Source organism: Actinotignum sanguinis (genome assembly GCF_030230305.1).
Classification (GTDB): domain Bacteria; phylum Actinomycetota; class Actinomycetes; order Actinomycetales; family Actinomycetaceae; genus Actinotignum; species Actinotignum sanguinis.
This window is the reverse complement of the sequence record NZ_JASPCQ010000006.1, coordinates 105,878-118,709: the sequence shown is the minus strand read 5'-3', so window position 1 is coordinate 118,709 and position 12,832 is coordinate 105,878. Positions and strand designations below refer to the sequence as shown.

Here is a 12,832-nt window from a genome sequence, read left to right as displayed (position 1 = left end):
TCGTCAACCGCGATCTTTCCCTCCGGCTGGCCCGTGTACAGGCCACCATTAATCCAATGAGGTATATCCATTCGTTAACACTCCTTTGTGAGTCCAAACCAGCACCCCACCAGCGGGGCGCCTCATTTGTTCCCAAAATAACCCCAGACCTCTCACTTGTAAATACAAAGGATAAGTAGGGGAGGGTGAGAAACTTGAATGAAGGTGACCATAAAGGCCGCTATTGAAGCGCTAAAAGGCCGTAAACGCTAGCCAAACATACGATTATCAGCTATGTTTACAATTAGGTGAACAAATAAGGGTGAGAGGGTCACGTTAATGTCAAACCCCCATGGAAAAGAGAATGTAGATCAGCTGGACGTTCCAGTTGCGCCCCGGATTGTTTTTGATTCTCGGTCTTCTACTCCTTTACATCAACAAATCACGCAATCATTAGCGAGTCTTATCGACTCTGGGACTCTCTTGCCCGGCCAGCTCCTCGAAGATGAAGTGTCCATGTCACGCAGGCTGGGAGTTTCGCGTCCCACGCTACGGCGGGCATTACAAGTGCTGACCGATGAAGGGAAACTCTCACGGCGTCCGCGTGTCGGTACCAGAGTGATGCCACGGGTTTTCCAAAGGGATCCTTCCCTGGCAAGCCTCTCCGATGATCTACGGGCTTCGGGCCGTGAACCGCGCACGGATGTTCTCCAATATCGGGTGGTGTTTGCTGATAGTGGTCTGGCGACTGATATGCATTGCCCGGAAGATAAAGAAATTGTGGCTTTAGAACGTTTGCGGTGGGCAGAGGGAAACCGTATGGGGATTATGCGTAACTGGATCCCAGCCGATCTGGCTCCCTCGCTTACCGCTATATCATCAGGAGGTCTCTACGCTTTCTTCAGAAGCCACGGGATTATGTTACGGGGCGGGGTCCAGCGTATTAGCGCGCGCAGTGCGTCGGCCACGGAAGCAGAACTCTTACACGTGGCATCCGGAGCCCCGCTCTTACGAGTGAGGCGTAGCGCTTATGATGAGTCCGGGCGAATCGTGGATCTAGCCGATCACTTGTATGACGCGGAACAATACGACCTGACCCTGCCACTCAACTTCCCCGCATGAGCCACATATGTCAGCATTGGCATCTAGATACAATAGAGCTGGGTGGCTTACATGATGATCGTGTAAGCCACCCAGCTTCGTATACGGTAATCGTGCCGCCCTACTCTGGGATATGTAGAAACCCGGCAACCGGCATGTGGGAATCTGAGGTTCTAAAGCACTTCCGGAGGAGTTTCTAGCTGGTCGGCTATCTCTTCCCAATTAGATGCAAATTTGCCATATGCCGTTTTGATATCGACACCCACGGGGAGTTCAGGGCACTCGTTTTCAAGGTTGGTACCCCAGTTTCCCCACCCCGACTGTTTGCGCTGCACGATCTGGAAGCCTCCTGATGGCTTTGACGTATACCAGATCATCGCGCGACCAGTAGTTGTGTCGTATTCGACGGTCTTACCGGCAGCTCCGGGGAAGATCGTTTCGTGCTCCTCCTTTTGGACATCGATAGGTTTAGATTCGATTCGCCAATCGCGCCGCTCCGCATCAACAAAAGATTTCTCGCGAACAATTGCCAGTCGGTTGCGGATTGTCTCATCCGTCAAAGCGCCTTCGAAAGTTGAGAATAGGCGCCAATACAAATCCCAATGAGCGTTCTCAATATCATCCGTCAAGGCGGCCTTAAATTCTTCAAGTTTCTTGCGTTTAGGTAATGTCTCGTCAGAGATTGTTTGTTCAACCATCTCGGCTAGGTGACCAGCGTAAGGATCACCGCTGCGATATCGGGAGCCTCCGTAGCACGCGAACCGATCAAAGAGTAATTTGCCTTGTCCGGCCTCGAATTCATCCCCAACAGTGATCTTGTTAGTTATCGACCGTCCGTTGATCACAGTTTGGAAATCATCAACGTGATAGCGCCGACTGAACCAGGGTGTTTTGTAGGTAAAAGACCACTCGATTGAGAAATTTTTGCCCTTGAGCTCTGGGAGGAGTCCATCTGGAATGACCCCAAACATCTTGAAAGAAAGCAAGACTGGCCCGTCTTCAAGAATCTCAATCGCTACCTTTGTATGCTCGGGTGGATTGATCAAACCGTTTTCAGGAGTGAAGAACGGGCCGTAGAATCCACCAATCGCGTTGTTTCCAGATGGGAGGAGATCGATATTCTCGTCTAGTGTACGGAAATGCTTGAGCCCCCACTTCGAGGCGCCGGTTCCCTCTGCGGTACCCGTACACACATCAATATCGAAATAACCTGTGTTAACGCGGGCCCACGAGTCGGTTTCGGTACCAGGTCCTCTTGTGATTCCTTCGCCGGATTCGACAGATCTATCCAGTGTAAAACTTGCCTCACCCTCAAAACTGAGCGTGGTGACGAATCTGGTGACCTCTTGCGGAGCTGGCTGATCAGTCAATCGCTGGCAAAGGATCTGCTCTCCAGTATTGGTCCGTGCTAACCATAAAGGGTCTGTGAGAACTTGTGGTTCATCGAAGTAGATCGGCTCGAACGCCCGCTTTCCTTCTATATTACTTATTACTTTATGGATCTTCATCTACTTTCCTGCCTTGGTGCTCTTCTGCTTGAGGGAGTCAATGGCGACGGCGAGAATAATGACGACGCCCTTAATCAGTAGCTGGGTGAAGAATTGGACATTCATGAGAATCATGCCGGTCGAGAGCACTCCGAGAATGATCGCACCGATGAGGGTCCCAATGATCTTCCCCTTACCACCGGCAAGAGACGTTCCACCCAGAACAACTGCAGCGATTGCATCAAGTTCGTATCCGGTGCCGGCCGTCGGTTGCGCGGAAACGACGCGCGCAGCGAAAATGACTCCTGCAAGCCCTGATAGTGCTCCCGCAATGACGTAAACGGAGGTAAGCACTCGCTTGACGTTGATTCCAGCAAGGCGTGCTGCCTCGGGATTACCGCCGACTGCGTAAACGTGCCTTCCGTACTTCGTTCGTTCCAGGACAAACCAGCAGATGATGTACACAATGATCATCACAATAACGGGAGCTGGAATTCCAGCAATGTACCCGTTTCCGAGGTCCCTGAAAGCTAGTTTATTGTCCACGATGGGTTGGCCCCCAGTGAGCGTGTATCCAAGGCCGCGGAGGAATGTCATCATGCCGAGCGTCACAATAAAGGGCGCGAGGGCTAGGTATGCTGATAAAGCACCATTCACCCATCCTGCAACTGCACCGGCAAGAATCCCAGCGATTATCCCTACGATAGCTGGAGCGCCGGAGATACAGGCCAGTACTGCGGTTACGCCGGATACGGCAACGATTGACCCGACCGAGAGATCAATGCCGGCGGTGATAATAACGAAGGTCATGCCGGCCGCAATGATCGCGTTGATAGAGATCGAACGGGCGATATTCATGAGGTTGTTCATCGACATGAAGTTCGGGGCTATGAGCGCCATAATCACAACGAGAAGGACAAGGACCGCGAGAATCCCGACCTTATCCCACCACGCAGCGAAGTTCATTTTCCGTCGAGGTGCAGCTTCTATAGTCATGCTTGTTCCTTTGTTGCTCCGGTCGCGAGGCTCATGACCGATTCTTCCGTGGCGTCTCGTGCATCGAGTTCTCCCACGACTTTTCCTTTTCGCATAACGATGATGCGATCAGACATTCCCAGGACTTCGGGAAGGTCAGAGGAAACCATGATGATGGTTTTTCCTTCTTTAGCCAGATCATTCATGATTTCGTAGATCTCCCTTTTCGCCCCGATGTCAACACCGCGCGTAGGCTCGTCAAAAATCAAGAGATCGGCGCCCGCCATGAGAGTGCGGCCGAGAAGTGCCTTTTGTTGGTTCCCTCCAGATAGAGCCCGTACGGGGAGATTCGTGGAGGTCTTTCTAATATTGAGCACCTCCATGATCTGGCGAACTTTCTTTCGAATTGCGCCTCGTGCGAGCACACCGAGTTTGGTGAAGTTCCCCAAAGAGGCAATTGAGATATTCGATGCCGTTGTGTGATCCAAAAACAGCCCCTGTTCTTTTCTGGATTCTGGCACCATAGCGATACCAGCTTCTAGGGCTTCCTTGGGGCTTTTAGGATGATAGCTTTTACCCTTGAGTAGCAACGTTCCGCTATTTATCGGATCCGCTCCCATAAGTAGCCTGACGGTTTCCGAACGTCCGGCACCAACCAAGCCTGCGAACCCAAGAATTTGCCCGGCTCGAGCCTTGAAGGAAACATCCTCAACGCCAGGCGCTTTGAGATCTTTCGCCTCAAGTACTATTTCTCCTGATGAACGGTCTGCATGTTCGTATAGATCGCCGATTTTTCTTCCGACCATCATCCTCACGATTTCGTCAGGTGTTAAGTCGGCTAGGGACTGTGTCCCGACGGATGTTCCGTCCCGAAGAACGGAGACTCTATCAGCCAGCTTCCACACTTCTTCCATGCGGTGAGTGATGTAGATAAGACCAACACCGTTCTGCTGCTGCTCCCGAATAATTCTGAAAAGGTCTTCTGTCTCAGCGCGGGAAAGCGCGGCAGTTGGCTCGTCGAGAACGAGAATGCGAGCATTCTCGGCAGCCGCACGGGCAATTTCTACCATCTGTTGCATGCCGATGGAGAACGAACCGAGTGGCCTGTTCACATCGATGTCCACTCCAATGGCAGATAATTTGGCACGTGCATCAGAACGCATCTTGTCGCGATCAAGAATCCCGTGTTTGAGTGGTTCAACGCCAAGACAGAGGTTTTCGGCCACGGTCAGATTTGGGACGGTGTTGATTTCTTGATGGATGATCGCGATGCCGTGTTTACGGGCATCGTTAGGAGAAGAGATACGGGCTTCTTGCCCATCAACGAAGATCTTTCCACTGTCGGCAGCCAAGTTCCCCGCCAGGATCTTCATCAAGGTTGACTTGCCGGCACCGTTTTCTCCCATGAGCGCATGAATCTCTCCGGCGTGCAGATCAAAGGAAACTCCTCCGAGTGCTTGTGTGGCACCGAATCTTTTCCTGATTCCTTCGAGCTTGAGAAGTGTCATCTCTACCATCCCGGGTATTCGTCGACCGCATCACGAGTAATGATTTGCGAAGGAATAAGGATAGTGGTTTCTGTGAGCGATTCTCCACGAGCAAGTTGCTGTCCAACCTCGATTGCCTTCTCTACCATCTTTGCGGGCTCTTGGGTGGCAGTACCGACAAAAGGAGAACCTGCGGTTCGGAGCTCCTGAAGTCCTTCAGGGGAAGCGTCGATTCCCACCACTTTAATTTCACTCGTACGCCCCGCTTGCTGGACAGCAAGCGTCGCACCAAGCGCGGATGGATCATTCATGCCAAAGATGCCCTGGACATCGCTGGCTGCGGTAAGCATGTCGGTAGTCACGGAGAGGCCGGTAGCACGGTCGTTTTGCGAGTTCTGATGTCCGACTTCCTTAATGCCAGGGAAATTTCTCATAGCTTGATTGCAGCCCTTGATACGATCTGTGATCGTTTGGATAGGCGTACCATCAACAACCAAAATGTTCCCCTTACCACCCATTTGTTCGAACAGATAGGTGCATGCAATTTCACCAGCCTGGACGGCATCGGTCATTACAATGGCATCCGCTCCCTTTGCGGGAGTATCAACAGCTACCACGAAGATTCCTGCCTGTCGGGCACGTTCGATGGCGGGTTGTAGGCCGGACTCGTCCACAGCGGAGACAACGATAAGGTCCACGCCTTGCTGAATGAATGTATCGATCTGAGTATTCTGATTCGCCAGATCAAGTTTGGCGTCTTGGACGTTGAGGGTCGCACCAATCTTTTCGGCGGCTTCTTTCGCGCCCTTATCCATAGCGGAGAAGAAAGGATTTGACATGTCCTGAACCATCAAGCCGATTTTCTCGATTTTGTCCGGTTTGGGTGCTTCCGTAGCGGAGTCGCCTGAAGTGCAACCCGAGAAAGTTGTGGCTAGCAAGATGCTGGTAGCGAAGGCGAGTACCTTTTTTACTGTTCTCATCGTTGAGATCTCCTTTTGGTTAGATAGACCGTTTGGTCCAAATTGTTTTCAAATTCTTTTAGCATCCGCAGGAACCGCGAATTCTGAGTTTGACATTCACCTCCTCAGACTCCTGGTTGTGGTAGCGGATCGCTCCTTGTGGATGCTCTTGCATGATGTGAATGAGTTTCAGAGCGGCTTTTGCGCCGATATCCCGAGAATCTTCGTCAATTAACGTCACTGGAGGATCGACAAAAGTTGACCAAGTAAATTCGTCAAATGCGACTAACGCGACTTGATCAGGAACATGAAGGTCGCATGCTTGGAGTGCGTGCATAGTTCCGAGGAGAAGTGGATTGTTACCGGCAATGACCGCGAGCCCCTCTGTCTTCCTATCCCTGAGATACTCCTCTAATACGGTTGCACTTGATTGTGAGTCATTAGCGCATTCGAGAATCGAAAGAGTTGCTCCGAACTTCTCGGCGGCGTTTTCCATACCTTTAATTCGAGTTTGCCTCGTGGACCACCGCTCGGGATAGATCAATAAAAGCCACTTGTCGAGTCGGTGGTAATTGAGATGTTCACCGATTTGATACGCTGCTTGTTCGTTATTTGAGGTTACAGACACCGAACCGGAAGGTGCGGTTGGTCCCTGCGAGTCGACATAGACAATGGGGATTCCCCACTCGCAGAGCTTCTCATGGTTGTCTACAGATAGAGTAAGAGTGCTAATAACTCCAGCTGCCCGCGATTGTATTGCCTCGATAACAACCAGATCTTCAGTTTTCTGGTCAAACCTGCCTTCGGGAGCGAGGTCAGCTGTGCGTACGCCATGGGAGGATGTACGTAGCATTTCGTGAATGCCGTCGAGCATATCTACGTAGTAGGCATTGGATGTCGATGCTGTCATTACAACGATTGGGCCGGGAGTTTCACGGCGCAGAGCGCGTGCCGTTTGGTTAGGGATATAACGGAGTGTTTTGGCCGCTTCCAATACCCGGGTTTTGGTTGATTGCGTTACGGGAGCTTTACCGGAAAACGTATTGGAGACAGTCCAAATGGACACACCGGCGGCCCTAGCCACGTCTTTGAGAGTTGCCGGTTTCATTAGGGTCTCCTTTGTCCCAATTAGTTGCGTTGAGGTCAAGCTATGCCACCTAAACGTTTAGGGCAAGGATGCATATCGGTTCAAAGTGTTGTGGGGTGCGACACATGAGTCTGTATTACGTGCATTTTAAGACACTTATCCGCATAGGTTTTGTGTTTCTCTGTAATGGTTGATTGGCGTTTGTCTAATGATTAGCTTTCGCGTAGTAATTATTCGGTTTTTGAAGTGATGGAAGTTGTGTGTGGAAACTGTGAAATACCCTTTTCTCAACAGCCGCGCGGGATTAAAGTGAATCCATGATCGATGACAATGCTCCGCTTCCACAATCTGATCGTCCTACCGCTACCGCCGCCGGGCACTGGGTGCTCGCCCGCGCGGGGAAGCGGGTATTGCGCCCCGGTGGCCTGCATTTGACGATGGCCATGCTTGAACACGCCCAGCTGGCCAATGCGGACGTGGTGGAATTCGCCCCCGGCCTGGGCCGAACCGCGGAACTCATTATCGCCCAGCCCATTCACTCCTATACCGGAGTCGATCAGGACAAGAATGCGGTGACCCGCGTCAGGGGGATCGTTGAAAAAGTGGGCGGCGTCGTCGTTAATTCCACCGCGCAGAAATCTGGACTTCCCGAGGCAAGTGCGGATGTGGTCGTGGGTGAAGCGATGCTCACCATGCAGGGCGCCAATTCGAAAGCCGCGATTGTGAGCGAAGCTTTCCGGTTGCTGCGCCCGGGCGGGCGCTACGCCATCCACGAGCTGAGCCTCACCCCGGATAGTATCGATCCAAGCATTGCCGATACCCTGCGCAAGGGCCTGGCCCAGACGATTCGCGTCAACGCGCGTCCGCTCACCCAGGCTGAATGGCGCCAGGTGCTCACCGACGCCGGTTTCGACGTGGAATGGGTGGGGGAGGCTCCTATGGCGCTGCTGTCCCTCCGCCGTAATCTGGCCGACGAAGGCCTGCGCGGGGTGGCACGTATCCTCCGAAATGTGCTGCGCGATAAAGAGCTACGGGCGCGGGTGCTGGCCATGCGTGCCCTCTTCCGCAAGTACCGCCACCACCTGGCCGGTGTGGCCATGGTGGCTCGTAAACCCGCCGAATCCGCCACTACCTCGAACTGAAAGGACAACCGATGAGTGACACTACCCCGCAGCTTTCCTACCTGGAAGATCTTGGCGCCACGGTGGATTACGCCGCCGCCTCGACCGTTTCCACCACCGCGCTGCGCGCTGAAGGTGTGAATGTGGTGGTCTTCTCCTTCGATACCGGGGAGGAACTTTCCGAGCACACCGCCGCCGTTCCCGTACTCATCCAGGTACTAGAAGGTGAGGTGGAAATGCGCACTGAGGGACGCACTGTGCAGCTGCGCCCCGGCGGCCTCGTGCACCTGCCCACCCGTCTCCCGCACGCGGTGCGCGCCCTGGCTCCCACCAAGATGGTGCTGTTCATGCTCACCGGGCAGCGTGTGGGCTAGAGTAGCCCCATGTCAACATCCGAGAAACCGCAGCTGCCCGCGAAACCCGAGCTGCCAGAAGCGCAGCAGCTATCGGAAGCGCAGGAGCTGCCGGAGAAGCTGGAAACTCCCGCTTCCCTCGATGCCGCCCAGGCGGAGGAGATTCAGCGCATCGCGCGCCGGCGCATGATTGCGGCCGCGATTGTAGGAGTCATTCTGCTGATCGTCATGTTCTTCGCCGGGCGCGCCCTGCGCCAGCACCTGAGTGCACCCTCGGCTGGCGTGGGGGATCCGGTAGCCGCGGTGATGGCTAATCCGCCGTGGTGAAGCAGCCGGTAGCCGCGGTGGCGGCGGGCCCTTTCGCGGTGGCGAGCGGCACTGACGCCTGGGAGTGGCAGAGCACACACCTCTGAAGTTGCTTCGCGTCCCGCCATTGACTATTATCTTTTCTGTTGCAAATTCCCGCATAGCTCAATGGCAGAGCATTCGACTGTTAATCGAACGGTTGCTGGTTCGAGTCCAGCTGCGGGAGCGAACGAACGGCGGTGAGCGTAGGCTTACCGCCGTTCTGCTCTGTCCGGCACCCGCGGCCACCCGCGCCGCGGGGTGAGTAAATGTGAAGAATCTTACCAAAGGAGTTCGCTATGGCATACCGGGAGATTCGCGTGGTGGGAGACCCGGTCCTGCGCACCCCCTGCGATCCGATTCGGGACATCACCCCGGGCATTGTGCGCCTGGTAGAAGACCTGCTCGAGAACGTGAACGACGACGCCCGGGCGGGCCTGGCAGCCAACCAAATCGGGGTCTCCCTGCGCGCCTTCTCCTGGCACATCGACGGCGAGATCGATTACATTCTCAACCCCGTGATCGTGGCGCTCTCCGAAGATGAATACCAGGACGGTGACGAAGGCTGCCTATCCGTCCCGGATCTGTACTATCCGACTAAGCGGGCCTGGTATGCCCGCGCTGAAGGTATTGACCTGGACGGTAAGAAGAAAATTGTGGAAGGGGAGGGCCTCCTCGGGCGCTGCATCCAGCACGAATGTGATCACCTGGACGGCCACCTCTACCTCGACCGCCTGGAACGGGACGTACGCAAACAAGCGATGCGCGATATTCGCCAGCTGCGCGTCTCTTCTGCGCTACAATCGCTCTAGTAGCCCCTCCGCGTGGGTAGCACGGGGAAAGCCACCCAAGCGCAGGAGGAATGCTATGGCACATAAATACGCCACTCGCGGCGTCATATTCATTCACTCTGTCATGCCGGCCGTTCAACCCCACGTTGAATGGGCGGTTACAAGTGTGCTCGGATACGAACCGCATTTTGAGTGGACCAAACAACCTGCCGCCCCGCATATGAACCGGGCAGAAGCCTCGTGGACGGGAGAAGTGGGAACCGGTGCCATGCTCGCTTCCGCGCTCAACGGCTGGGAACACTTACGTTTTGAAATCACCGAGGATGCTAGCCCGGTATCCGAAGGAGGCCGCTGGTCCGCCACCCCCGGCCTCGGTATTTTCTACGCCCAAACAGATCTGACCGGCAATGTGGTGATCCCCGAAAACCGGGTGCGGGCCGCGCTGGAAAACGCCGGGAACGACGCCGCAGAAATGCGCCGGCTTCTCGATATTGCCCTCGGCCAAGCCTGGGATGATGAACTCGAACCCTTCCGCTACGCCGGCGCGGGCGCCCCGGTGCGTTGGCTGCACCGGGTGGGGTAAAGCCCGGGGGGGGCTAAAGCCCGAGGGCAGCCCGCAAATCCGCCGCGGAAAGCGGAGCATCTTCAGCGGGCCTCTCCGGCTTCTCCGGGCTAAGCCCCGCGGCATCCGCCGCTGTGGTAGTAGGCATGGGGCGGGTGGCAGCGGCGCCGTCGTTCCTAGAAGCGGACGGGGTGATGCTGAATTCCGCGCCCGGGCAGCTGAGCCGCACCAGATCCCCGAGAGTATTCGCCGCGCAAATCTCGCTATCGGGTACCACCACGCCGCTGGCATCCTCCAGCGCCACTGCAACAGCCCAGCGTGTCACGCTATCCACGCGGCTCAGCTCGAAACTCTCGGTGGCATCCGGGTAGCCTTCCCGCTCCAGGATATCCGCGCCCAGCGACATGAGTTGCGCTACCTCCATCGCACGACCTCCCTATTTTCGGTACGCTCGCATCATGGCATTCCTCGATTTGATGCAGCAACTCTTCCAGCATACTCGGGCCCCGGAAGCCGATACCGCCACCGCGCAGGCGCTGCGTGATCGGCTTGCTGAAGATCCCAACGACGTCGAGGCTTTCACCCAGCTTGTCACCCTGGCACGCGACGCCGAAAACGAACTCCCGCCCGTGGATCCGCTTACCGCGGAGGTGACCGGAAGCCTTCTTTCCGCGGATCTGGCGATCTACGCTCTCGCGGAAGAGCTCTCCAGCTCCCCGGCTTCCTGGTACCCGCAGCTGCATATGGCTCGCCTCGCGGTGAGCTCCGATCCGGAGCGAGCGCTGCGGCTCCTCACCACCGCCACGGACCGCAATGCGGACGGGCACATCCTCGCCCGCGCCATGGCTATTCTGCGCGAGGCCGGCCACCCGGATCAGGCCCTCAGCTTAGGTCTGGCGCACTGGGATCCGGCCACCCATAGTTTCGAGGCTGGGGAAGCGCTGGTACGTACCGCGCTGGCAGCCGGACGCGCCAGCGAAGCCCGCGCGTACCTGCGGGAAATGGAGCCTTATACCAGTGCGGCGCAGCTCGCGGAGCTGCGCGAGGCGGCGCGCGCGGCGGAGTAGGGCGGCGGAGTAGGGCGACGCGTGCAACGGAGTCAGAGTAAGTCAGAGTAAAGCGGAGTGCGGCGGAGTAAAGCTGCGCGGCTTCCTCGTGTCGCGCCCTCGACTAGACTAGTGGCCATGGCTACCTTCATTGATATTCATCCTGAGGATCCGCAACCGCGGCTCGTCACCAAAGTGGTGGATCGGCTCCGGCGCGGTGAGGTGGTGGCCCTGCCCACTGATTCCGGTTACGCCATTGTGTGCCAGATGGGCAATAAAGAGGGCCTGGAACGGATTCGCACCATCCGGCAGGTGGGTGATAAACACCATTTCACCCTGCTCTGCCATGATTTCGCGCAGCTCGGGCAGCTTGTGATCGTAGATAATCCAGATTTTCGGCTCATCAAAAGCCTCACGCCCGGGCCCTACACGTTCATTCTCAAGGGCACTAAAGAAGTGCCGCGCATGACCCTCAACCCGAAGAAACACACGGTGGGCGTGCGTATCCCGGATCACCGCATCACCCAGGCTGTGGTTACGGAGATGGGCGAACCCTTGCTCTCCTCCACCCTTATTCTTCCCGGCGCGGAAGAACCCCTTGAAGAAGGCTGGATTGTGGAAGATGAACTGGGCCATGCCCTGGATGTGGTGGTGAACGGACCCGTGGGGCGCGGCCCCACCACCGTACTTGACCTAGTAACTAACGAAATCGCGAGACAAGGAGCAGGCGATACCGCCGGACTTGACCTGTGAACCCTATCCTTATTGATCTGGACGGAACTTTCCACGATTCCGCCGCTATCGTCAAAAAAACTTTCCGGGCCACTCTGCGTGAAGAAATGGGGGAGGATCACCCCGAAGAATTCTTCGTGCAGTTCATTGGCCCGCCGCTTATCGATACCTTCACGAAGCTCGGCGCGGCCGACCCGGTGGAGATGGTGCGCCGCTACCGGGTGCGCTACGAACAGCGCATGCTCGACACCCCGATTTTCCCGGGGATGCGTGAATTGGTGGAGGAGCTGGACGCAGCCTGGGTGCCGCTTGCTATTGCGACGTCGAAAAACGAAAAGAATGCCCGCGCGATTCTGGAACACCAGGGCGTAGCACAGCACTTCCGCTACATTGCCGGGGATCCTGAAGATATCCCCGGGTACGGGAAAGCTGAAGTGGTGGGGGCGGCGCTGCGCGAATTGCGGGCGCAGGGCGTCGATACCTCACGGGCTCTTATGGTGGGGGATCGTATTCACGACGTCGAAGGCGCAGGCCAGCATGGCCTGCCCACGGTGCTTGTGGAGTGGGGGACCGCCCCGCGTAGCGAATGGGAGCTAGCTTGGCGGCACGTGGGAACCGCGGCTGAGCTCGGTGAAATTCTGCGGGATTTTGCCGAGGTGGAACAGTCACAATCCCATTAACACCGGCCACGGTTATATTAACAAGGCTTACAGTAGCATTACCCCGGGATACAATTTGATTAAGATGCTATTGGTGTGGCCCGTGGCCGTATCCATCCACCCGAGGCATCGTTAGACTCAAAAATAA

Annotated in this window: 15 protein-coding genes, 1 tRNA gene and 1 pseudogene; 11 read left to right on the top strand and 6 right to left on the bottom strand. The window is 55.9% G+C overall.

From position 1 onward, the window contains the following. Positions 1–318 precede the first annotated feature (318 nt). Positions 319–588 (top strand): annotated as a pseudogene (locus QP828_RS08795) (GntR family transcriptional regulator); the annotation flags it as partial. 12 nt (positions 589–600) lie between these two features. Beyond that, a complete protein-coding gene (locus QP828_RS04970) occupies positions 601–1,101 on the top strand; it encodes a GntR family transcriptional regulator (protein ID WP_274735342.1) in 501 nt (166 codons plus the stop codon). Between the two features lie 152 nt (positions 1,102–1,253). On the opposite strand, the gene QP828_RS04965 is transcribed toward QP828_RS04970, so the two are convergent. Genes QP828_RS04965 through QP828_RS04945 form a run of 5 tightly spaced genes read right to left on the bottom strand, consistent with a single transcriptional unit; the run spans position 1,254 to position 7,096 of the window. Further along, positions 1,254–2,588 carry a hypothetical protein gene (locus tag QP828_RS04965; protein ID WP_274755842.1) on the bottom strand — a complete coding sequence of 445 codons (1,335 nt, stop codon included), beginning with the start codon at positions 2,586–2,588 and terminating at the stop codon, positions 1,254–1,256. Continuing rightward, the gene (locus QP828_RS04960) at positions 2,589–3,563 is read right to left on the bottom strand and encodes an ABC transporter permease (protein WP_274735346.1); all 975 of its coding nucleotides are present in this window, start codon (positions 3,561–3,563) and stop codon (positions 2,589–2,591) included. Next, complete coding sequence (locus QP828_RS04955; RefSeq protein WP_274735348.1) at positions 3,560–5,050, bottom strand: sugar ABC transporter ATP-binding protein; 1,491 nt, start codon at positions 5,048–5,050, stop codon at positions 3,560–3,562. The genes QP828_RS04960 and QP828_RS04955 overlap by 4 nt, the downstream gene beginning before the upstream one ends. A gap of 2 nt (positions 5,051–5,052) precedes the next feature. Beyond that, positions 5,053–6,009, bottom strand: coding sequence for an ABC transporter substrate-binding protein (locus QP828_RS04950; RefSeq protein ID WP_274735349.1), 957 nt, complete (start codon positions 6,007–6,009; stop codon positions 5,053–5,055). 58 nt (positions 6,010–6,067) lie between these two features. Continuing rightward, complete coding sequence (locus tag QP828_RS04945; protein ID WP_274735351.1) at positions 6,068–7,096, bottom strand: LacI family DNA-binding transcriptional regulator; 1,029 nt, start codon at positions 7,094–7,096, stop codon at positions 6,068–6,070. Between the two features lie 299 nt (positions 7,097–7,395). Here QP828_RS04945 and QP828_RS04940 point away from each other — a divergent pair, with 299 nt between their 5' ends. The 6 genes from QP828_RS04940 to QP828_RS04915 all read left to right on the top strand — a co-directional run bounded on the left by QP828_RS04940 (position 7,396) and on the right by QP828_RS04915 (position 10,268). Continuing rightward, entirely contained in the window at positions 7,396–8,217 is an 822-nt protein-coding gene (locus QP828_RS04940; RefSeq protein WP_274735407.1) for a methyltransferase domain-containing protein, read from the top strand. An 11-nt stretch (positions 8,218–8,228) separates the two neighbouring features. Next, positions 8,229–8,570 (top strand): cupin domain-containing protein, encoded by a 342-nt coding sequence (locus tag QP828_RS04935; protein ID WP_274735353.1) that lies wholly within the window; start codon positions 8,229–8,231, stop codon positions 8,568–8,570. A 9-nt stretch (positions 8,571–8,579) separates the two neighbouring features. Beyond that, entirely contained in the window at positions 8,580–8,876 is a 297-nt protein-coding gene (locus QP828_RS04930) for a hypothetical protein (RefSeq protein WP_274735354.1), read from the top strand. 133 nt (positions 8,877–9,009) lie between these two features. Further along, positions 9,010–9,081, top strand: a tRNA-Asn gene (locus tag QP828_RS04925). 112 nt (positions 9,082–9,193) lie between these two features. Further along, entirely contained in the window at positions 9,194–9,706 is a 513-nt protein-coding gene (gene def / locus QP828_RS04920; RefSeq protein ID WP_126134581.1) for a peptide deformylase, read from the top strand. Positions 9,707–9,761: 55 nt separating this feature from the next. After that, on the top strand, positions 9,762–10,268 hold the full coding sequence (locus tag QP828_RS04915) for a DUF3145 domain-containing protein (protein WP_026428785.1): 507 nt from the start codon (positions 9,762–9,764) through the stop codon (positions 10,266–10,268). A gap of 13 nt (positions 10,269–10,281) precedes the next feature. Here the strand turns inward: QP828_RS04915 and QP828_RS04910 are convergent, their stop codons facing one another. After that, the gene (locus QP828_RS04910; RefSeq protein WP_274735389.1) at positions 10,282–10,671 is read right to left on the bottom strand and encodes a phosphopantetheine-binding protein; all 390 of its coding nucleotides are present in this window, start codon (positions 10,669–10,671) and stop codon (positions 10,282–10,284) included. A gap of 34 nt (positions 10,672–10,705) precedes the next feature. Between QP828_RS04910 and QP828_RS04905 the strand changes: the two genes are divergently transcribed. From QP828_RS04905 to QP828_RS04895, 3 genes are all read left to right on the top strand, one after another. Continuing rightward, the gene (locus tag QP828_RS04905; RefSeq protein WP_274735391.1) at positions 10,706–11,314 is read left to right on the top strand and encodes a hypothetical protein; all 609 of its coding nucleotides are present in this window, start codon (positions 10,706–10,708) and stop codon (positions 11,312–11,314) included. A gap of 117 nt (positions 11,315–11,431) precedes the next feature. Then, on the top strand, positions 11,432–12,046 hold the full coding sequence (locus tag QP828_RS04900) for an L-threonylcarbamoyladenylate synthase (RefSeq protein WP_274734450.1): 615 nt from the start codon (positions 11,432–11,434) through the stop codon (positions 12,044–12,046). Next, positions 12,043–12,705 (top strand): HAD hydrolase-like protein, encoded by a 663-nt coding sequence (locus QP828_RS04895; protein WP_274735392.1) that lies wholly within the window; start codon positions 12,043–12,045, stop codon positions 12,703–12,705. The genes QP828_RS04900 and QP828_RS04895 overlap by 4 nt, the downstream gene beginning before the upstream one ends. The last annotated feature ends 127 nt before the right edge of the window (positions 12,706–12,832 follow it).

What these genes read in the sequence shown, in the direction of transcription:
- QP828_RS04905 (WP_274735391.1), top strand. Translation starts at nt 10,706, where the DNA reads ATGGCATTCCTCGATTTGATGCAGCAACTCTTCCAGCATACTCGGGCC.
- QP828_RS04965 (WP_274755842.1), bottom strand. Translation starts at nt 2,588, where the DNA reads ATGAAGATCCATAAAGTAATAAGTAATATAGAAGGAAAGCGGGCGTTC.
- QP828_RS04900 (WP_274734450.1), top strand. Translation starts at nt 11,432, where the DNA reads ATGGCTACCTTCATTGATATTCATCCTGAGGATCCGCAACCGCGGCTC.
- QP828_RS04915 (WP_026428785.1), top strand. Translation starts at nt 9,762, where the DNA reads ATGGCACATAAATACGCCACTCGCGGCGTCATATTCATTCACTCTGTC.
- QP828_RS04910 (WP_274735389.1), bottom strand. Translation starts at nt 10,671, where the DNA reads ATGGAGGTAGCGCAACTCATGTCGCTGGGCGCGGATATCCTGGAGCGG.
- QP828_RS04950 (WP_274735349.1), bottom strand. Translation starts at nt 6,009, where the DNA reads ATGAGAACAGTAAAAAAGGTACTCGCCTTCGCTACCAGCATCTTGCTA.
- QP828_RS04955 (WP_274735348.1), bottom strand. Translation starts at nt 5,050, where the DNA reads ATGACACTTCTCAAGCTCGAAGGAATCAGGAAAAGATTCGGTGCCACA.
- QP828_RS04960 (WP_274735346.1), bottom strand. Translation starts at nt 3,563, where the DNA reads ATGACTATAGAAGCTGCACCTCGACGGAAAATGAACTTCGCTGCGTGG.
- QP828_RS04935 (WP_274735353.1), top strand. Translation starts at nt 8,229, where the DNA reads ATGAGTGACACTACCCCGCAGCTTTCCTACCTGGAAGATCTTGGCGCC.
- QP828_RS04930 (WP_274735354.1), top strand. Translation starts at nt 8,580, where the DNA reads ATGTCAACATCCGAGAAACCGCAGCTGCCCGCGAAACCCGAGCTGCCA.
- def (WP_126134581.1), top strand. Translation starts at nt 9,194, where the DNA reads ATGGCATACCGGGAGATTCGCGTGGTGGGAGACCCGGTCCTGCGCACC.
- QP828_RS04945 (WP_274735351.1), bottom strand. Translation starts at nt 7,096, where the DNA reads ATGAAACCGGCAACTCTCAAAGACGTGGCTAGGGCCGCCGGTGTGTCC.
- QP828_RS04970 (WP_274735342.1), top strand. Translation starts at nt 601, where the DNA reads ATGCCACGGGTTTTCCAAAGGGATCCTTCCCTGGCAAGCCTCTCCGAT.